The sequence below is a fragment of the Myxococcus dinghuensis genome, assembly GCF_024198235.1.
Classification (GTDB): Bacteria; Myxococcota; Myxococcia; order Myxococcales; family Myxococcaceae; genus Myxococcus; species Myxococcus dinghuensis.
Window position 1 is genome coordinate 39334 of record NZ_JAKCFB010000018.1, and the last position, 18721, is coordinate 58054.

The 18721-nt window shown below is 71.3% G+C and carries 20 protein-coding genes; 11 read left to right on the forward strand and 9 right to left on the reverse strand.

Annotated elements, in window-relative coordinates; all coding sequences use genetic code 11:
• The first annotated feature begins 91 nt into the window (after window positions 1-91).
• Both LZ198_RS23095 and LZ198_RS23100 read left to right on the forward strand, forming a co-directional pair.
• Entirely contained in the window at window positions 92-805 is a 714-nt protein-coding gene (locus tag LZ198_RS23095; RefSeq protein WP_253974193.1) for a TetR/AcrR family transcriptional regulator, read from the forward strand.
• Entirely contained in the window at window positions 742-1536 is a 795-nt protein-coding gene (locus LZ198_RS23100) for an enoyl-CoA hydratase/isomerase family protein (protein WP_253974194.1), read from the forward strand. Before LZ198_RS23095 ends, LZ198_RS23100 begins: the two co-directional genes overlap by 64 nt.
• A gap of 9 nt (window positions 1537-1545) precedes the next feature.
• Here LZ198_RS23100 and LZ198_RS23105 read toward each other — a convergent pair whose 3' ends face one another.
• Window positions 1546-2541, reverse strand: a complete 996-nt coding sequence (locus LZ198_RS23105) for a M23 family metallopeptidase (RefSeq protein WP_253974195.1) — start codon at window positions 2539-2541, stop codon at window positions 1546-1548.
• Between the two features lie 316 nt (window positions 2542-2857).
• Between LZ198_RS23105 and LZ198_RS23110 the strand changes: the two genes are divergently transcribed.
• From LZ198_RS23110 to LZ198_RS23145, 8 genes are all read left to right on the forward strand, one after another.
• On the forward strand, window positions 2858-3394 hold the full coding sequence (locus LZ198_RS23110; RefSeq protein ID WP_253974196.1) for a hypothetical protein: 537 nt from the start codon (window positions 2858-2860) through the stop codon (window positions 3392-3394).
• A 9-nt stretch (window positions 3395-3403) separates the two neighbouring features.
• A complete protein-coding gene (locus LZ198_RS23115; protein ID WP_253974197.1) occupies window positions 3404-4168 on the forward strand; it encodes an endonuclease/exonuclease/phosphatase family protein in 765 nt (254 codons plus the stop codon).
• 143 nt (window positions 4169-4311) lie between these two features.
• Window positions 4312-4773, forward strand: coding sequence for a phage holin family protein (locus LZ198_RS23120; protein ID WP_253974198.1), 462 nt, complete (start codon window positions 4312-4314; stop codon window positions 4771-4773).
• Window positions 4763-4984: a DUF3618 domain-containing protein gene (locus LZ198_RS23125; RefSeq protein ID WP_253974199.1), complete on the forward strand. Its 222-nt coding sequence runs from the start codon at window positions 4763-4765 to the stop codon at window positions 4982-4984. Before LZ198_RS23120 ends, LZ198_RS23125 begins: the two co-directional genes overlap by 11 nt.
• Before the next feature lie 54 nt (window positions 4985-5038).
• The gene (locus LZ198_RS23130; protein WP_234063711.1) at window positions 5039-5239 is read left to right on the forward strand and encodes a hypothetical protein; all 201 of its coding nucleotides are present in this window, start codon (window positions 5039-5041) and stop codon (window positions 5237-5239) included.
• Window positions 5240-5275: 36 nt separating this feature from the next.
• Window positions 5276-5725, forward strand: coding sequence for a hypothetical protein (locus LZ198_RS23135; RefSeq protein ID WP_253974200.1), 450 nt, complete (start codon window positions 5276-5278; stop codon window positions 5723-5725).
• Window positions 5726-5784: 59 nt separating this feature from the next.
• Window positions 5785-6078, forward strand: a complete 294-nt coding sequence (locus LZ198_RS23140; protein WP_253974201.1) for a YtxH domain-containing protein — start codon at window positions 5785-5787, stop codon at window positions 6076-6078.
• 107 nt (window positions 6079-6185) lie between these two features.
• Window positions 6186-7094, forward strand: coding sequence for a hypothetical protein (locus tag LZ198_RS23145; protein ID WP_253974202.1), 909 nt, complete (start codon window positions 6186-6188; stop codon window positions 7092-7094).
• 16 nt (window positions 7095-7110) lie between these two features.
• Here LZ198_RS23145 and LZ198_RS23150 read toward each other — a convergent pair whose 3' ends face one another.
• Entirely contained in the window at window positions 7111-7977 is an 867-nt protein-coding gene (locus LZ198_RS23150; RefSeq protein ID WP_253974203.1) for a hypothetical protein, read from the reverse strand.
• 164 nt (window positions 7978-8141) lie between these two features.
• On the opposite strand from LZ198_RS23150, the gene LZ198_RS23155 reads away from it, so the two are divergent.
• On the forward strand, window positions 8142-10682 hold the full coding sequence (locus LZ198_RS23155) for an adenylate/guanylate cyclase domain-containing protein (protein WP_253974314.1): 2541 nt from the start codon (window positions 8142-8144) through the stop codon (window positions 10680-10682).
• Window positions 10683-10698: 16 nt separating this feature from the next.
• On the opposite strand, the gene LZ198_RS23160 is transcribed toward LZ198_RS23155, so the two are convergent.
• The 7 genes from LZ198_RS23160 to LZ198_RS23190 form a co-directional block, all read right to left on the reverse strand.
• Window positions 10699-11052 carry a (2Fe-2S) ferredoxin domain-containing protein gene (locus tag LZ198_RS23160; protein WP_253974204.1) on the reverse strand — a complete coding sequence of 118 codons (354 nt, stop codon included), beginning with the start codon at window positions 11050-11052 and terminating at the stop codon, window positions 10699-10701.
• Window positions 11053-11280: 228 nt separating this feature from the next.
• Window positions 11281-12048 carry a NuoI/complex I 23 kDa subunit family protein gene (locus LZ198_RS23165; protein ID WP_253974205.1) on the reverse strand — a complete coding sequence of 256 codons (768 nt, stop codon included), beginning with the start codon at window positions 12046-12048 and terminating at the stop codon, window positions 11281-11283.
• Between the two features lie 30 nt (window positions 12049-12078).
• Window positions 12079-13512: a complex I subunit 1/NuoH family protein gene (locus tag LZ198_RS23170; RefSeq protein WP_253974206.1), complete on the reverse strand. Its 1434-nt coding sequence runs from the start codon at window positions 13510-13512 to the stop codon at window positions 12079-12081.
• Entirely contained in the window at window positions 13512-15395 is a 1884-nt protein-coding gene (locus LZ198_RS23175) for a 2Fe-2S iron-sulfur cluster-binding protein (RefSeq protein ID WP_253974207.1), read from the reverse strand. Before LZ198_RS23175 ends, LZ198_RS23170 begins: the two co-directional genes overlap by 1 nt.
• A complete protein-coding gene (gene nuoD, locus LZ198_RS23180) occupies window positions 15392-16651 on the reverse strand; it encodes an NADH dehydrogenase (quinone) subunit D (protein WP_253974208.1) in 1260 nt (419 codons plus the stop codon). The genes LZ198_RS23175 and nuoD overlap by 4 nt, the downstream gene beginning before the upstream one ends.
• A gap of 11 nt (window positions 16652-16662) precedes the next feature.
• The gene (locus LZ198_RS23185) at window positions 16663-17181 is read right to left on the reverse strand and encodes an NADH-quinone oxidoreductase subunit C (protein WP_253974315.1); all 519 of its coding nucleotides are present in this window, start codon (window positions 17179-17181) and stop codon (window positions 16663-16665) included.
• A 181-nt stretch (window positions 17182-17362) separates the two neighbouring features.
• A complete protein-coding gene (locus LZ198_RS23190; RefSeq protein ID WP_253974209.1) occupies window positions 17363-18595 on the reverse strand; it encodes an adenylate/guanylate cyclase domain-containing protein in 1233 nt (410 codons plus the stop codon).
• Window positions 18596-18721: the final 126 nt, after the last annotated feature.

The following is an 18721-nucleotide window of genomic DNA, read 5'->3' on the forward strand; positions in this document are numbered from 1 at the left end:
TCCTGGTCCAAGTACCCATTGACCCCGGGAGCCCGCGTCCGTAGGGTCCGCGGCGGCTGATTGAGGAATCAACCCGCCGCTGGAGGACGTCGTGGCCCAGAGCAAGACGGTGACGGAGAACGGCAGCCGCGAGAGCGAGCGCCGCCGGACCATCCTGCGGGCGGCCATCGACGTGTTCGCCCGGAAGGGCTACCACGGGTGCCGCATCGCGGACGTGGCGAAGGAGGCCGGTGTCGCCTACGGCCTCGTCTACCACTACTTCAAGAACAAGGATGAGCTGCTCGAGACGGTGTTCGACACCGGCTGGAGCGGCTTCGTCACGCGGGTGCGCGCGGTGGTGGAGGGGGAGGGGTCGCTCGCGCAGAAGGTGCAGGGCGTGGTCGACGTCGCCTTCGAGGCGTACCGGGTGGACCCGCGCGCGGTGAAGGTCCTCATCCTGGAGATTGCCCGCAGCCCCGCGGGCTCCCGCATCAACCGGCAGACGGCCTTCGTGGACGCCATCCGCCTGAGCTCGGAGTTGTTCGCCCAGGCGAAGGAGGCCGGCGAGCTGCGCGAGGACCTGGATCCGCTGCTGGGCTCCGCGCTGCTGTTCGGCGCCATCGAGATGGGGCTGACGGCCTTCGTGACGGGGCTGGCGGACTCGCGGGACGCGTCCGCGCTGGAGCGCGCGAAGGCGCAGATCGCCGACTCGTTCCTTCATGGCGTCCTGGCCGCCGCGTCGCCAGGCGCGGAGGCAGGCACATGGAAGCCGGAGAAGTCGTCGGAGAAGTCCGCTACGAAGTCCAAGGCGCCCAAGCGCACCTGACCATCGACAGGCCCCGGGCGCGCAACGCCCTGTCGCCGTCGGTGGTGAAGGCGCTGGTGGAGGGCCTGGAGCGCGCGGACGCGGACCCCGCGGTGCGCGTGGTGGTGCTCACCGGCGCGGGCGAGAAGGTCTTCTGCGCGGGAGGCGACCTGGGGCAGATGACGGGGGACGGGGGCTTCCTCTCCACCCACGAGGGGCGCCGCTCCTACGGCAAGCTGCTCGCCCGGTTCCAGGAGGTGCGCAAGCCCACGGTGGCGCGCGTCAATGGCCACGCGCTGGCCGGCGGCATGGGCCTGGTGCTCGCGTGCGACCTGGCGGTGATGGTGGAGGGCGCGGACCTGGGCACGCCCGAAATCGACGTGGGCTTGTTCCCCATGATGATGATGGCGCTCCTGCAGCGGCACGTGGGCCGCAAGCGCGCGCTGGAGCTGGTGCTCACCGGGGATCGTCTCCCGGCGCGCGAGGCGCTGGCGCTGGGCATCGTCAACCGCGTGGTGCCCGCGGCGGAGCTGGACGGCGCCGTGGCGGCACTGGCGGGGAAGCTGGCCGGCAAGAGCCAGGCGGTGCTCGCGCTGGGACGCCGCGCCTACTTCACCGCGGAGGACCTGCCGCTGCCCGCGGCGCTGGAGTTCCTCGCGTCGCAACTGTCGCTCAACGTGCTCGCGGACGACGCGGGCGAGGGCGTGGCGGCGTTCATGGAGAAGCGCCCGCCCAAGTGGAACGACCGCTGAGGCGGCGCGTCACGGCGCCGCGAGGCCGGCGGAGTCGCCGCTGGCCATGGCGGGCGGAGCGGACGACGGGAAGAAGTCGAGCTTCAGCAGCGACTCGCCGTCCACCCACATCCCATCCACCTTCACGCCCCAGTGGAGGTGCGGGCCGGTGACGCGGCCGGTGCTGCCCACCAGGCCCAGCCGCTCGCCCTGCTTCACCTTCATGCCCTGCTTCACCAGGATGCGCGACAGGTGGAAGTACGACGTGTACAGCCCGCCGCCGTGGTGGACGATGACGGTGCGGCCCGCGGAGTAGTTGTCGCGCGCCATCACCACCGTGCCCTCGTTCGCCGCGGCCACCGGTGTGCCCGGATCTCCGTCGATGTCCACGCCGAAGTGCTGGCTGGACAGCTTCCCGTTGAAGGTGCGCTTGTCGCCGAAGGGCGCGGTGATGCGGTCCTGTCGCGGCCACGCGAAGTTGCGCGAGAACATGGGCGCGGCGAACGGCTGCGCGAAGGCCACCGCGAAGGCCTTGCGGTCCGCCGCCATGCGCGCCTTCACGGACGCGGGCGGCTCCACGTACTTGCCGGACACCTTCAGCTCGCGCGACGGATAGCCCGGCTCCACCACGTCCAGCGTCCCCGTGAGGACGACGGGAAGCTCGCCGGCCACCTTCGGCGCCGCCACCGTCACCGCGGCCTGGCCCGCCTGCATCTCCACGGGCAGGCCCGTCAGCGCGACGAAGCCCTCGCCCCACGGGAAGAAGCGCAGGGGCTTGCCCGCCAGCGTGCCCTGCGGAAGCTCTCCCACGCCCCGCACCTCGACGAGCACCGGATCCCCCGGACGCGCGGACCCCGGCTGCAGGGTGAGGAGCGGGCGCGTCGTCCGTCCCGTGCGCGACTCCACCGGCGGCGCCGCCAGGGCCGCTGTCGGTTCGGCGGCCCGGGCCTTCGCACCGACAGCGAGCAGCGAGAGCAGGAGGCAGGTCGGAGCGGAATACTTCCGGCGGGCGGGATGCGCGGGCATGGGCGCTTCTTTACACCATGAATTCCTCCACTCTTCCCAGTGTGTGGATGCGGGCGCGCCGCATGCCTGGCCCCACTGCCCGAAGCGCACGCCGGCCCGTCCGCCGCCCCAGGCCGCCCGCCCGCACGGCGAGGGAGCGGCGCGCGCCTGACTTCGTGGGGATTCGGACGTCTCCGCGTCGCGAAGGCCCGTCCGCCGGCTCGTGGGGCAGGCGACCGGGCCCCGTGCCCGGCGTCGGGCGACGTCAAGGCGTACCGGCGCGCCGCCGCGCTCCCTAGCTTCTCTCCGGACCCGATGACCCAAGGGAGATTTGCGGATGCCTCGTCCCTACAGCTTCGACCATTTCCAGGTGCCGAAGACGCTGCCGCAGAGCCGGAGCATGCGCCGCCGGGACAAGGAGCGCCTCGCCCAGTCGCGGAGCCACCCGCCCGCGGCCCGCGAGGAGGGCGTCCACTACGGCAAGCCCTTCTCGGAGACGGAGGAGTACTACCAGGCGCGGCAGATGGAGGCGGAGCTCGAGGAACTCGCGCGCCCGGAGCCGGACCGCAAGTTCGCGCACGGCCCCGCCCCCGGCGGCTCGCGCCCGACGCGCAAGGCGGACAAGGTCGAGCGGCGCGCCCGTCCGGCCCCCGCGCCCGTCGTCGGCGGCACGACACCCATCGGCGCGTTGCCGCCCACGCGTGAGCAGCCGCCGCGCGGCCGGCTGCCGGACCTCATCGACGAGGCGGGGCGGCAGCTCCAGACGCTGCGGGGCGGCCTGGGAGACGCCGCGAAGGCGATGGCCCGGCTGGCGACGCTGCCCCTGGAGGTGGTGCGCCTGGCGGCCCGTCGCCTCAATCCCCTCCATGGGTGAGTCCACCGCGTGGAGCTGACACTCGTCTCGTACAACATCCACAGCGGCATCGGGACGGATGGCCGGTTCGACCTGGACCGCGTGGGGGGAGTGCTCCACGAGGTGGGCGCGGACATCGTCGCCCTCCAGGAGGTGGGTGACTTCCGCGGGCGCACCGCGCGGGAGGACCAGCCCGAGCACCTGGCGCGGATGCTCGGCATGCACATGGCGTTCGGCCCCAACGTCGTGCTCAACGGACGCAGGTACGGCAACGCCATCCTCACGCGCCTGCCCATCCTCCACTCGAAGAACTACGACCTGAGCGTGGGCCGGCGCGAGCCCCGGGGCGCGCTGCGCTGCGACCTCGACCTGGGCGACGGCCAGCAGCTCCACGTCTTCTCGCTCCACCTGGGCCTGCGCGTGTCCGAACGGCGGCGGCAGGAGGCGCTCCTGCTCGGCTCGGACATCCTCCGGGACGCCGTGCGCAAGGACCCGGCCGTGGTGTGCGGGGACTTCAACTACTGGGGGAACGGGGCGGTGCCCTCCCTGGTGCGCAAGGCCATCCACGACGCCGCGCTGGCGCTGCACGCCCCCGCGCGCACCTACCCCACGCGCGTGCCGCTGTTGCGCCTGGACCGCATCTACGTGGATTCGGGGGTCCGCCCCCTCGCGATTTTTCCGCACCGCACGCCCCTCAGCCGGGTGGCGTCGGACCATCTGCCCCTGGTGCTGCGCTTCGAGGCGCCCATCGCGGTGGCGGCCCCCCTCTCCGCGCCCGTGCAGCTCATCGGTTAGCCTGGGGCCACCGGCGGGCGCGTTGAATGGCCGACGCTTGCGGCCGCCGGACAGAAGTTCCGGGAGCGGAGGTTGTCCTGGAGGGCAGGGGTGCCTAGGTTGGCGCCACTTCTGTGAGGACGTGAGCGCTGGCCGGAGAAGGCATGCACGTGGGGAGCGAACAGACGGAGCGCGGGATCGCCGCGCTCGTCGGCCGCATGGCGGACAGCTTCAGCCGTCTGGTGACGCAGCATCTTCAGCTCGCGCGCCTGGAGCTCACGGAGGACGTGAAGTCCATGGGCATGAACGTGGCGATGATCGCCGCCTTCGTGCCCTTCATCCTGGTGGGCTACGCCTTCCTCTGCGGCGCGCTGGCGGCGGTGCTGGCGCCGTGGCTGGGGTGGGCCGGCGCGCTGGGCGCGGTGGGCCTGCTCAACCTCGTGGGCGGGGGCGGCGGGGTGGGGTGGGCGCTGCACCGGCTCAAGACGCGCCGGGTGATGGACGACACGACGGACGAGCTGTCCCGTAGCATGGCCGCGCTGACCTCGGCCGCGCCGGTGCCCGTGGGCAACACCCTCCAGGGCGCGCAGCGGCCACTGTTCAAGGAGTCCCCGAATGGGCGCTAGCAACGGACATCCCAAGCCCGTCACCCCGCGCACCAGCGCCATGCTGCGCGCGGACATCGAGCGCACCCGCGCGGAGCTGGCCACGTCGGTGAGCGCGCTGCGCGAGGAGGTCGCCGTCGCGGCCGACTGGCGCGAGTGGGTGCGCCGCCATCCCTATACGTGCGTGGGCGCGGCGCTCGCGGTGGGCTATCTGCTGGGCTCGCGGCGCTGAGGCGCGGCCCGGACGGTTTTCGACGAACGCTTTCGATTGAAGGAGACGCATTTCATGGACGTGAACGCACAGCAGATGGCCGACCGGGCCCGGCAGTTCCAGGATCGGGTGGTGCCGCAGATCGACGAGGCCCGGCAGAACCTGGTCGACATGAACAACCGCGTGGTGAGCTTCATCCGGGCCAACCCCGGCACGTGCCTGCTGGGCGCGGTGGCGGTGGGCTTCCTCATCGGCCGCATTGCGTCGCGCCGCTAGCACGTCCGACGCGGACGAACACGAGAGAGGGCATTCATGGCGAACTATCCAGGGGCGACTGGCAATGGCGACTCCCCGGGCCGCGAGCGCGACGCCGACGCGGGCTTCGGTCAGCGGGTGGACCAGTTGGGCTCGGAGGCGCAGCAGTTGTTCACCGACGCGCGCGGGGCGATGGAGGACCTGGGGCAGACCCTGGACCTGCGGGGCCGCGTCGAGCGCAATCCCTACGGGATGATGGTGGCCGCGCTGGGCGTGGGCTACGTGCTGGGCGGTGGGCTCTTCACGCCGCTGACGGCGCGTGTCCTCCGGCTGGGGGTGCGGCTGGCCGCGCTCCCCTTCGTGAAGGACGAACTGCTCGGCATGGCCGAAGCCGCCTTCCAGGGCTACCAGACGGGCCGGGGTGGCTTCACCCACCCCCCGCACCGCGAGGGCACCGCGTCCGCGGACGCCAACGCCGCCGGCATTCCGCGGCCTCCTTCCTACTAGCGAGCGGCGACGCTCGCGTTCCTCCTCCCACCCCAACACCGTCAACTCCGGAGTCCCCAATGAACCTCAACTCCCTCAAGAAGATGGACAAGGACGACCTGCTCAACCTCATCGGCTTGGAGACCCGCCGCAGCGCGGCCGAGGACGTGCTGCCCGTGCTGGGCGCGTTCGCCGCCGGCCTGCTGGTGGGCGCGGGCCTGGGCCTGCTCCTGGCGCCCAAGCCGGGCAACCAGCTTCGTGACGACCTGAGGCAGAAGCTGCAGAGCGGCCAGGACTACCTCTCCAACACGCTGCAGCCGCGGGGCGAGAGCGCCGCGTCGCAGCCCCCGGCGTCCGTGTCCCGCACGGCCTGAGCGCCGCGCGCGGACTCGGGCTCCACCTTCCGGGCCTCCATCCACGTCCCTCTCGGGCGTCGGGTGGGGGCCCGCGTGATTGCCGGGCGGGTGTAGACTCCGCCGCCGTGAGCGAGACGACCAAGGGTGGTGGTGGACTGGGGCCGGTGGAGCCGGAGAGCGCGCTCGCGCGCCTGCGCGCGCTGGAGACGCTCGAGTCCGGCTACGAGGCGTGGCTGGAGCTGAAGCTGGAGCACGCCGCGTCCCGCGCGAGGTTCCTCGAGGAGCGCGAGAAGCTGGACCAGCAGGGCTCGTTCCTGTTGGGCGCGGTGCGCGCGGCGGGCGTGGAGCCCGCGCCCTCCACCGAGCCGGGGCTGGTGGCCGCGTCCGCCTCCGCCGGTGATTTCCTGCGCGAGGCCGAGGGGCGCCTCGCCTCCACGCGCGCCGCGCTGGCGGAGCGGGAGGCCGCGTCCGAGGCGCGGTACGCGGAGGCCTTCGCGGAGATTCGCGGCACGCTGCGCGAGCGCGTCCAACGGCACCTGGCGGTCCACCGGCCGCGCCTGACGCTGCTGCTGCGCCGCGTGGGCACCGAGCGCTCCATCCTCCACGTCGAGCGGCTGTCGGGCGACACACCGGTGCTGCTGTGCTTCCTGTTCTCCGGACGCATCCCCTCGCGCCACGGCTTCCTGCTGGACGACTCCACGGAGGACGTCGCGCTGGCGCCCGCGCCCCTCTACCCGGACGAGGGCGTGGAGCCCTCGCAGGTGCGCCCCGACGCCGCGGGGCTCGAGGCCCGCGTCAGCGAGGCCCAGGAGGTGGTGCCGCTCAAGGGCATGCTGCCGCTGAGGGTGCCGCGTCCGGGCGGCGGAGAGGACTTCTTCCGGCTGCTCCAGCGCGGCGCCGTCCTGGAGGTGGAGGTGGCCGAAGGGACGTCGTTCCGCAACGTCCTCTCGCGCGAGGAGTCCGAGCGCTTCGCCGGCCACCTCCTGCGCCTCAAGCTGTCCGGCCGCATCGACCTGGACCTCGAGGCGGGGTGAGCGCCCGGGCGCGGGCCTACCGCGTGCGGACGATGCCCACGTCGGCGGTGCCCGCGAGCAGCGCGCTGCCGATGAAGAGGTTGTCGGACTCGGCGCCGCCCAGGCGCACCGACTGGAAGATGACCATGTACAGCGCGTTGCGCGAGGGGAAGGCGGAGCCCGGAATCGTCATCCGCGCCTCGCGATGGGCGCCTGGCACCGCGACGAGTTGCAACAGCTCCACCGGCGTGGTGGGCATGCTGGAGTACGTCGGCTCACCCTTCTCGCCGTCCGAGCTCAGCGGCACCACCGTCACGAAGCCCAGCGTGCGCTCCTGGTTGGCGGGCGGGGCGGTGCGGTCGAACGTGAGGGCCGTGTTCGCGTCGAGCGTCACGAACGCGGCGCCGCTGGGGCGGAACGCGGCGATGGACTCCTTCACCGGCGCGTCCTCGACCTGTCCGACGTAGCGCTTGCCGTCCTTGCTGGCGATGAACTGGTAGGTGGCGCCGGACTGGTACGTCAGCTCCTCGTCCTCGCCGCCGACGCTGGTGAGGCTGTAGCTGCCGGAGCCGTCCTCTTCCAACACCGTGGCCACGCCGCCCACCGGCTGGACCGACGCCTTGGCGCCCCCCACGCCGGAGGGCTGCGAGTTCTCGCCCTTCTTCGAGCCGAAGAACACGAGCGCCGCCGTCTGGGCGGGGAAGGTGAGGGTGTCGCCACCGTCCCACGTCCCGCCGTCGAAGCCCGCCGTCGCCGACGGGGAGATGGCCACCTCCGGCGTCGCCAGCAGGGTGCCCACCATGACGTGGTCCGCGGTGAGCTGGGCGCCTGTCTTCTCCAGGTCGCAGGCCAGGGGGGCAAGTGAGGTGGCGGTGAGGAGGGCGGCGAACAGGAGGCGTTTCATCGAGATTTCCCCGGGTTGCGTCGAATGCGCCGAGCATAGCAGGGGCCCGTGACGCGAGGCCCGCGCGCTGGACGTCTCGGGGTATCCTCCGCGCAACCGTGCAAGGTCACCGTGTCCACTCCGCGAGTCGGCGCTTCTTCAAGCGGCTCGGCTTCTCCCTGGCGATGGCCATCTTCTTCGGCTGCGTGCTGGGGTTGCTCGTGTATCTCCGCGCGCCGCAGCCCGCGGCGCCCCGAGGGGACTCGCCCGCGTGGATGCCGTCGGGCGCCGTGGAGCTGGCGCAGGGCTGGCTGGAGGGGCTGGAGCGCTCCACGTACGACTGGCGCGTGCTGGAGCTGGGCGCGCGCTCGGAGCGTCCGGACGAGGCCGTCGTCGTGGCCATCGACGACGAGACGCTGGCCGAGGCCCGGCAGGACGACCGGCCGGGCGTGGCCACCCAGCCGTGGCCCCGACAGTTGGTGGGCGGCATGGTGCACCGGCTGGTGCAGGAGGGGGCGCTGCTGGTGCTCCTGGACCTGCCGTTCACGGAGCTGAGCCCCAACGCCTGCATCGACCCGAAGCTCTCCTCCCCGGCGTCGTCGAGCGACGACGCCGCCTTCGGCGAGCTCCTCACGCGGGACGCGGGCCGGTCGCTGCTGGCCTTCTCGTGGGAGGCCCAGGGCTCGCGCGTGCTGCCCCCCGCGAACCGCCTGTGGCCGTACCGGGTGAAGGTGGGCACCTACCCGTCGACCGCCGAGGCGCGCGCGCGAGCGCAGGCGGTGCTCACGGTGCAGCGCCCCGCCTACGTGATTCCCGCCGGGCGCCAGTCCGAGGTCTGGGGCGGCGCGACGGACGCGGCGGACGCGAAGGTGCTGGGCGCGCGGCTGGGTGTCTCGGGCGCCGTCGTCGAGGAGCGCCGCGCATCCGACGACACCTTCCGCCTGGGGACGACCGACCTCTTCGTGTCGCTGGCGGAGGTGCAGGTGGAGGGGCTGGATGCCTCCAGGCTGGTGGAGGTCCGCCAGCTCCAGCACCCCGTGGCGCCGCTGCTCGAGGGCGAGGCGGGTGGCTTCGGCGCCGTCACGCTGCCGGCGGACCCGGATGGCGTGGTGCGCGGAATCCCCCACCTGGTGTCCTACGCCGCGCGGGGCGGGCGCCACGTGCTGCCGTCGCTGCCCCTGGCGGCGGCGATGCGGCTGGCGAACACGCGCGCGCTCCGGTACGCGGACGGCCGGCTGTACGTGGGCGACGCCTACTCCGTGCCCATGGATGCGTCGGGCTACAGCCTCCTGCGCTGGAACGCGCCCACGGCGGGGCGGGGCTCGCGTGGGTCGCTGGCCCGCTCCATCCGCGCCTGGAACGTGCTGCTCAACGTCTTCGACGTGGCGGACGAGCGCCCGGCGCGCTTCGACAACGACCTGGAGGGGCGCACCGTCGTCCTCACCCGCACCGCGGGCGAGCCGGGGCACCTGAAGCCCACGCCCATCGGTCCGGAGACGCCGGGGGGCGCCATCCTGGGGCAGGCGCTGGTGAACCTCCTGCGCTCGGAGGGCATCACCCGGGCCGCGCCGGACTTCGACCTGATGGTGACGATGGGGCTCGCCTTCGCGGGGGCCTTCATGGCGCTGTCGCTCAGCTTCCTCCTGCGCTCCGTGCGGGGCGTGGTGCTCTACGTGGGCGGCCTGGCGGTGGCGAGCGTGGGCTACACCGTGGCGGCGGCCTACGTCTTCGTCGAGCAGCGCCTGTGGATCGCCATGGCGGGCCCGCTGCTGGCCATGGTGGGCGCCTTCGTCGTCACCACCCTCTACGCCTTCCGCAACGAGCAGCAGATCCGCGACTTCGTGCAGTCCGCGCTGGGCCGCTACGTCAGCCCGGAGGTGGCGCGGCTCGTCACGCGCGACTTGAGCCTGATGCACCCCGAGCGTCGGCGCATGTCCGTGTACGTCTGCGACATCGAGGGCTTCACCCGCATGTCGGAGGGCCTGTCGCCCGAGCAGTTGGTGGGCTTGTTCAACGAGTACCTCCTGGAGATGGCGGCGGTGGTGCGCTCCACGGCGGGCCAGGTGGACAAGTACATCGGCGATTCGGTGATGGCCTTCTGGGGCGCGCCCGTGCGCACGGACCGCCACGCGCACCTGGCCTGTGAGGCCGCGCTGAAGATGCAGGCCGTGCTGGCCGACAAGCAGGACGCCTGGGAGAAGAAGTACGGCCGCCGCCTGAGCTTCCGCGCCGGCGTGGACACGGGCGAGGTGGTGGTGGGCGACATGGGCAGCGAGCTGAAGTCGCACTACACCGTGCTCGGCGACGCGGTGGGCCTGGCCGCGCGCCTGGAGACGCTGAACAAGGTGTACGGCACCTTCGCGCTGGTCGGGGACAACACGGTGGCGCTCGCGGCGGACAACTACGTGTTCCGGTTGGTGGACCGGGTGCGCTTGAAGGGGAGGGCCGAGCCGCTGAAGGTGCATGAGCTGGTCGGGCGGCGCGGAGAGCTCGGCCCGCCCGTGCAGGCGCTGCTCACCATGCACGAGAAGGCGCTGACGGCCTACCACCAGCGCCGCTTCGCGGAGGCCCACGTCCTGTTCGAGCGCGCCGCCACGGAGCTGAAGGACCCCGTGGCCGCCGTCTACGCCAGCCGCTGCGCGCGCTTCCTCTCCGCCGCGCCCCCCGCGGATTGGGATGGGGTCCACGCCCTGGAGGACCCGGGGCCCGGCGTCGTCGCGGCCTGACGGGGAGGGGAGGGGCTCAGTCGTCGTCCGGGGCGGGCGTGTCCGGCTGCCCGAACAGCTCCGTCACCGGGGAGTCCCGCTCGATGTGCTCGCTGACGACCCGCTGCATCTTCTCCGGCGTCATGGCGGAGTAGTACACCTCGCCGTCCCAGCCCATCAGCTGGTAGTCCTCGGGCGACAGCGGATCCTTCTTGCGGCCCGTCTCCTCGCGGACGACGACGTTGGGCCCCATGTGGCAGAAGCCGTAGCAGCCGCCCCGGTACAGCTCGCAGCGCGGCACCAGGCCCCGGGCGGAGAGCGCGTCCCGCGCCGCGGCGTACACCGCGTCCGCGCCTCCCGCCTTGCAGGAGGAGCCCTTGCACACTGACAAGCGGTAGCGCTTCGTCACCACGACACCACCCTACGGAGTCCCCACCGTGGGGAAAAGCCACGCGCCCCGGACACCGTGCGCCTGACTGCACTTCGCCCCACGCCGGGATTGAAGAGCTGCAGCGTCACCACCAGCACCCTCAAACGCATCCGGCCCGCCTACCGCTGTGGAAGCGGGGAGGCGGGCCGGCATTCCCAGGCCCCTACGGGCCGGGGGATGGGAATGGATCTACTTGATGAACTTCGTCACCTGGATGGGACCCTGCTGCGTCACCACCGCGTGGCCATGCGCGCCGGCCTTGCCGTGGCCGTGGTCGTGCCCCGCACCCATCGCGGGCGTCTTGAGCTGCACCAGGCCCTCGCCGATGCGCGTGTGGGCCTCCTTGTGGACGTGGTGCGGCTCCTCGGAGCCCTCGCGCTTGTTCCACGGGTCCGACGGGTGCGACACCGGCGGCCCCTTGAGCAGCTTGGGGATGTCGTAGACGAAGTTCTGCCGCGTGTACTCGGACGGCGTGTGCATGTACGTGTCCATGCGGATGGCGTCCTTGGGGCACGCGTCCACGCACAGGCCACACACGATGCAGCGCAGCTCGTCGATGACGAACTGGGTCGGGTACTTCTCGATGACGCGGGACTCCGACTCCCCGTCCGTCTCCTCGTACTCGCCCGCCTCGATGTAGATGCACTGCGCCGGGCAGATGGTGGCGCACATGTAGCAAGCCACGCAGCGCGGCTTGCCGTCCTCGCGCGGGACCAGGCGGTGGAGGCCACGGTACCCCTCGGGGTAGATGGGCTTCTCCTCCGGGTACTCCACCGTCGTCATCAGGCTGCTGCCGGTACGGTCCAGCACCTGCGTGTTCGTGTCCCGCGTCCCGAAGAGGTTGCGGAAGAAGTGCTTGGTGGTGATGGCCAGGCCGTGCAGCAGGCCCGGGATGTAGATCCGCTCGCGGACGTCCGTGCGGGGATCCTGGGTGACCTTGGTAACCTTGATCGCCATGGTGATGTCTCGATTCCCGGTCGCCCGAGGCTAGTGCGAGGACGCCGCGCTGGCGTGTGAGGGCAGCGCGTGGGCGTCATGCCCGTGGCCGTGGTCGTGGCCGCCGTGAGCCCCGTGCGCGCCGCCATGCGCCCCGTGCTCCGCCGACTCCTGCTTCGTCATCGTCAGCACCATCAGCACCCCAATCTCCAGCAGGCCCACCACGCCCAGCGCCCGCAGGGACGGATCCCACAGCACCAGCGCGCCGGAGACGAACACGTTCGCCAGGCCGAGCGGCAGGAGGATCTTCCAGCCCAGCGTCTGGATCTGGTCGTAGCGGAAGCGCGGGAAGGTCCAGCGGATGACCAGCTGCACCCAGATGAGGAAGAGCACCTTCAGCCAGAACACCGTGCCCAGCAGGGTGCCGTACAGCCACCCGTGCTCCTGCATCAGCGGCTGGCTCGCCAGCCACTCGCCGCCGAAGGGCAGGTGGTGGCCGCCGAAGAACAGCGCCGTCGTCACGCCGGCCAGCACCACGACCTCCACGAACTCGGAGATCATGAACATGCCGAACTTCATGCCGGAGTACTCCACGAAGTAGCCGATGATCTCCGACTCGCCTTCCGGCACGTCGAACGGGGCGCGCTTGGTCTCCGCGAAGGACGCGGCGAAGAAGCCGATGAACCCGATGGGCTGCAGGATGATGCCCCAGGCCGGCAGGCCCAGGTCGAACGGGCCGTCCGTGCGCCACAGGTAGCGCGCCTGGCCGGTGGCGTCCGCGCCGGCGACCGCCAGGTCACCGACGATGGCCGGCAGCTGCACGGAGGAGAACGCCAGGAACAGGCCGATGAGGGACAGGCCCAGCGCGACCTCGTAGGAGATCATCTGCGAGGAGGCGCGCACGCCGCCCAGCAGCGCGAACTTGTTGTTGGAGGACCAGCCGGCGAGCGCCGTGCCGTAGACCGCCAGCGACGCGATGGCCAGCAGGTACAGCACGCCGAAGTCCGGCGTCGCCACCACCATGTCCACCCGGTGCCCGAAGACGGTGACGGACGGGCCGGCGGGCACCACCGCGAACAGCGCGAACACCGGCGCGAACGCGAGGATGGGACCCAGCTTGAACAGGAAGCGGTTGGCCGCGCCCGGGACGAAGTCCTCCTTCGTCAGCATCTTCAGCACGTCCGTGAGGATGTGCGGGATGCCGGCCAGGGAGCGGTTGCGGATGCCGGGCAGGTTGATGCGCGCGCGGTTGGGACCCACGCGGTCCTGCATCAGCGCGCTCCACTTGCGCTCGGCGAGCGTGAGGAGCGTGGCGATGATCATCACGAAGACGAGCATCAGGAACACGATGTTCGACAGGCGGCTGGCGCCCGTGAACAGGTGCTCTTCGGCCAGGCCGGCCACCGCGTAGGCCGCGGCGGAGACTCCCGCCAGGGCGCCAGTGATGGTGGCCATCGCCACGAGGACAGTCAGTACGCGCTTCATCAGATACCCCTCACCCGGGGAGAACCGAACTCACGGTAGCCCGGAGGACGCCCGTCGGCGCCCGTGGGCAGCGGATTGATGCCCGGCTTCTCCCGGTCCGGCGGAGAGGCCTTGTCCCAGTTGAACTCCGCGAACTCGGCCACCTTGCCGGCCAGCTCGCGCCACACGTCGCGCGCCGAGGCCCACGCGGCCTCGCCGCCCAGCTCGCGCGTCAGCTCCGCGGCCCACTTCCAGCCCGGGACCGTGTCGCCCCTGGGCGGGTACGCCTTGCGGAAGCGCTGGGTGATGCCGTCCATCTGCGTGAACGAACCCTCGTCCTCCACGTGGAGGGTGGCGGGCAGCAGCACCGTGGCCTGCGCGGTGATGGGCGACTCGTTGGTCGCCTGCACCACGAAGACCTCCAACTGCGCCAGCGTCTGCGCGAAGGCCTCCACGTCGCCCGGAATCTCCGTGCCGATGGCGTAGAGCCCCTTCACCTGGCCCTTGCCCAGCGCCGCGGTGAGCGACTCGAAGGTCTCCACCTTCAGGCCCAGGCCCTTGGCGATCGACTCCAGGCCCTTGCGGTTGGGGTTCTTGTCCGCCGTCTTCAGGAAGTGGTCGGCCTTGCCCGCCGGACGGCCACCCACGTAGACCGTGGAGGCGCCCAGCGTGTTCTTCGCGAAGCTCAGGCCCGCCAGCAGGTCCTCGTTGGAGGACACGGGGGAGGCGAACACCGCGAGCGACTTGTCGCCCACCAGCGGCTTGAGCGCCCGGGCCGCCGCCTGCACGGCCTCCTTGCGCGTCACCACCGGCACCGCGTCCGTCGCGGCCTTGCCGGACTGGCGGCCCACCCGGGCCTGCTGCACGCGGCCCAGGTTGAACGACTTGTACATGAGCCGGCCCTGGTCACACATCCAGCTCTTGTTGATGTCCTCGTTCTCGCGCGGGCGGATGCGGTAGGTGTCCTGCGACATCCAGTCCACGTACGTGTTGCAGCCCTTCGCGCAGCCCGTGCAGATGGACGGGGTGGCGGACAGGAACCACGCGCGCGCCTTGAAGCGGAAGTCGCGGCTGAGCAGCGCGCCCACCGGGCACACGTCCACGGTGTTCATGGAGTAGTCGCTGTCGAGCTCGTTGCCCGGGAACACGTCGATGCGCTCGTGGCTGCCGCGGCCGAACACGCCCAGCTGCGGCTCCTTGGCCACCTCGTTCATCACGCGCACGCAGCGGGTGCACATGATGCAGCGCTCCTGGTCCAGCACGACGCGGGGCCCCAGCACCTTGCGCTTGTTCTTCAGGGCCTTGCCGCCCTCGAGGCGCGAGGGGCGGTAGTCGTACTTCATGTAGTAGTCCTGCAGCTTGCACTCACCGGCCTGGTCGCAGATGGAGCAGTCGACCGGGTGGTTGAGCAGCAGGAACTCCATCACCGACCGCTGCTGCTCCTTGACCTTGGGGGTCGTCGTCTTGATGGCGACGCCCTCGGCCAGCGGCGTCTGGCACGCCGGGACGAGCTTGGGCGCGTTGGACGCCTCGATGAGGCAGATGCGGCAGTTGGCCGCGATGGAGAGGCGCGGGTGGTAGCAGTAGTACGGAATCTCCGAGCCGACCTGCTTGGCCGCCTCGATCATGTTCGTCCCCGGCTTCACCACGACTTCCTTGCCGTCGATGGTGCAGGTGACGAAGCCCGGGTTCTTCGGCGCGGGCTTGGGCGGCGGGCCGGCCGGAGGGGGGGCCTTCGGCGGCGCCGTCACGCTGCTGGCCGCCGCGGGGGGCGTGTCCAGCTTTGCGCCGGCCGGCGGGTTGGAGGGCTCGGGACCGATCTTCGCCGCGGGGGTATCCGTGGGCGCGCCCTTGGGGGGCGGCTGCGCGTCACCGGTCGGCTTCTTCGTGTCGTTGTCGCTCACTGCTCGACCTCGCCGCCAATCATGTTGATGGTGTCAAACGTGGGGATGAGGTCCGCCAGCATCTTGCCTTCGATGATGTGGGGGACCGCCGCCAGCACCGGGAAACCCGGGGCGCGCACGTGCACCTTGTACGGACGCCCGCGACCGTCGCTCACGAGGTACCAGCCCAGCTCGCCGTTCGAGGCCTCGGTGGCGTCGTAGACCTCACCGGGGGGCACCTGGATGCCCTCCATCACCAGCTTGAAGTGCGCCATGACGCCCTCGATGGTGCCGTAGACCTCCGGCTTGGGCGGCAGGGCGATGCGCCAGTCATCCACGATGATGGGGCCCGTGGGGATGGTGTCGAGTGCCTGGCGGATGATGCGGATGGACTGACGCATCTCCTCCATGCGGACGAGGTAGCGGTCGTAGTTGTCGCCGTGCTCGCCCACCGGGACGTCGAAGTCGAAGCGCTCGTAGACCCAGTATGGGTGCGCCTTGCGCAGGTCGTGCGCCACGCCGCAGGCGCGCAGCGCGGGGCCCGTCCAGCCGTAGTCGATGGCGTCGTCGGCGCTGATGATGCCGGTGCCCTTGGTGCGGTCCACGAAGATGCGGTTGCGCGTGAGCAGCCCGTCCATCTCGACGAGCAGCTCCTCGGTGCGCGTCAGCGTTTTGCGGACCTTGTCCGCCCAGCCGTCCGGCAGGTCGCGGTTGATGCCGCCCACGCGGCCGAAGCTCGTCGTCAGGCGCGCGCCGGTCAGCTCCGTGACGCGGTCCTGGATGAGCTCGCGGGCCTCCATGCCGTAGAGGAACGGCGCGAAGCCGCCCATCTCCAGGCCGGTGGCGCCCACGCACGTCAGGTGGTCCGTCAGCCGGTGCAGCTCGCTGCCGATGACGCGGATGTACTGGGCGCGCTCCGGAATCTCCAGGCCGATGAGCTTCTCCACGGCGTTGAGGAAGCCGAAGTTGTTCATCATCGCGGACAGGTAGTTGAGCCGGTCCGTGTACGGCAGGCACTGCGTCCAGGTGACGTTCTCGCAGCTCTTCTGGAAGCCGCGATGGAGGAAGCCGATCTCCGGGTCGATCTTGACGATGGTCTCGCCGTCCAGCTCCACCTTGAGTCGCACGGTGCCGTGCGTGGCGGGGTGGGACGGGCCCATGTTGATGACCATGTGCTTCGCCTGGAGATGCGATTCGAGCTCGCCCTCCGGCGGCAGGGAGCCGTCGGTGTCCGGATTGTGGCCCTTCGCTTCGGGCATCGTGTGGCTGTCGGCCATGGTGAGAGTCCTCAGGAGTGCCCGCTGGTGCCGGGACCGCGGAAGATGTCCTTGATGGGGCGCTCGGGGATGAGCGGCTGCCGGTCACGCAGCGCGTAGTCCTTGCGCAGCGGGTGGCCCTGGAACTCCTCGTACAGGAGGATGCGGCGCAGGTCCGGGTGGCCGTCGAAGCGGATGCCGTAGAAGTCCCAGACCAGTCGCTCCCACCAGTTCGCCCCGCGGTACAGGGGCGTCAGGGAGGGGATCGACGGCTGGGCCTCGCTCACGCGCACCTTGAGGCGCACGTGCTCGTTCCGCTTGAGCGAGTACAGGATGTAGACGACCTCGAAGCGCGGGTCGTTCTCCGCCAGGTGCAGGCGATCGACGCCGTCCATGGAGCCGAACAGCTTGAACTCCAGTTCCGGATCGTTCTTCAGGAGCGTGGCGACCTTCGGGAGCGAGTCGGCATGGATGACGGCCCAGGCGCCGCCCGCCCGGTCCACGTAGCGTTCCACCACCGCCTCGGGAAAGTGGGCGGAGACCCTGTCCAACGCGAAAGTGCTCAAGGGGGGACCCAATGACTGAGGGAGAAGAATCCGCGGCTTTATAAGGACCCCCGAAGGGGGGCGTCAACGTAAACCCTCAACCATGTAGGCCACTTAGAAGGCCCAGAAGCGTGCGTTGGCCGGGTGGCGGCCGAGGGGCCGCGCGGATCGCCGGAAGGGGCGGAAATCAGGCCGCCGGTCCGGGCCCCCGGGACAGGGCCGACCCCGGGGGGCGGGGGTGGAAGGTGGTCACCGGGCGGCTCTTGCCGGGGACCGAGGCCTGGGACACGGAGTCCCAGACGAACAACCCCTCGGCGTGGTCCCGGGTGGCCTGGGAGACGAGGACCGGGACGCCGACCCGCTTGGTCAGCCCCTCGATGCGGCTGGCCAGGTTCACCGTGTCGCCGATGGCGGTGTAGTCCAGGCGGCGGGCGGTGGAGCCCACGTTGCCCAGGACGACCGGGCCGGTGTGGATGCCCACCCCCATGGCCAGGGCGGGGATGCCCTGGCGCGCCCGCTCCGCGTTGAACGCCTCCAGCTCCCCCACCATGGCCAGGGCGCACCGCACCGCGCTCACCGCGTGCTGCGGGTCGGACAGGGGGGCCCCGAAGTACACCATGAGTGAATCCCCGATGAACTTGTCGAGTGTTCCGCCGTGGTGGAACACCACCTCCACCATGCGGCCGTAGTAGGCGTTGAGCAGCTCCACCACCTCGCGCGGGGGGAGCTGCTCGCTCAGGGCGGTGAAGTCGCGGATGTCCGCGAAGAGGACGGTCACCTCGCGCAGCTCCGGTTCCGGGGAGGCCTGGGTCTGCAGGCGCTCGGCGACGGCGGGGGCGAAGTAGCGGCCCAGGCGGGCGCGCTTGACTTCTTCTTCGGACACGGCTGCGGACAGGGCCCGGATGCGGTTGAGCAGGTGTCGGGCCCCGGCGGCGGCGACGCACAGCATGACCCCGGCGGAAAGCTGGGCCCCGATGCCGATGCCCGCCTGGGCCTGGAGCGCGACCTCCGCGACGATGGCGAAGCCCGTCACCACCAGCGTCACGGTGTTGCGCAGGGACAGGGCGGCCAGGAGGACCAGCACGGCGAAGATGCCCAGGGTGAAGCCGGCCACCCCGCCCGGGGAGGGGGACACGGGGATGGCGTGGCTCTGGAGCCAGTACACGGCGGGCACGTCCACGAAGGCCACGGACAGGCCGGCCCAGCGCACGAAGCGGCGCGAGCGCGCCACGGCCCAGAGGATGCCCGCGGTGCAGGTCCAGTACGCGCCGAGTGGCCGGAGGTAGGTGGCCCAGTCCTGCTTCCCGGCGGCGAGGCCGAGCACGGCGGCGAGGCCGAACATCACCGTGACGGCCACGAAGCGGATGCGCGACAGCTGGCGCGCGTTGCGCAGGCGCTCGTCGTCGAGGGCCCGGTTCACCGAGTCCTCGATGCCTTCTGGCGTGATGGACCTCAGGACGACATCCCCCATCCCCCGGACTGCCGGAACCGACTGCTCGAATGGCGCGACATCTTGCACGGCCTCGTCCACGCGCGCACCTCCCCG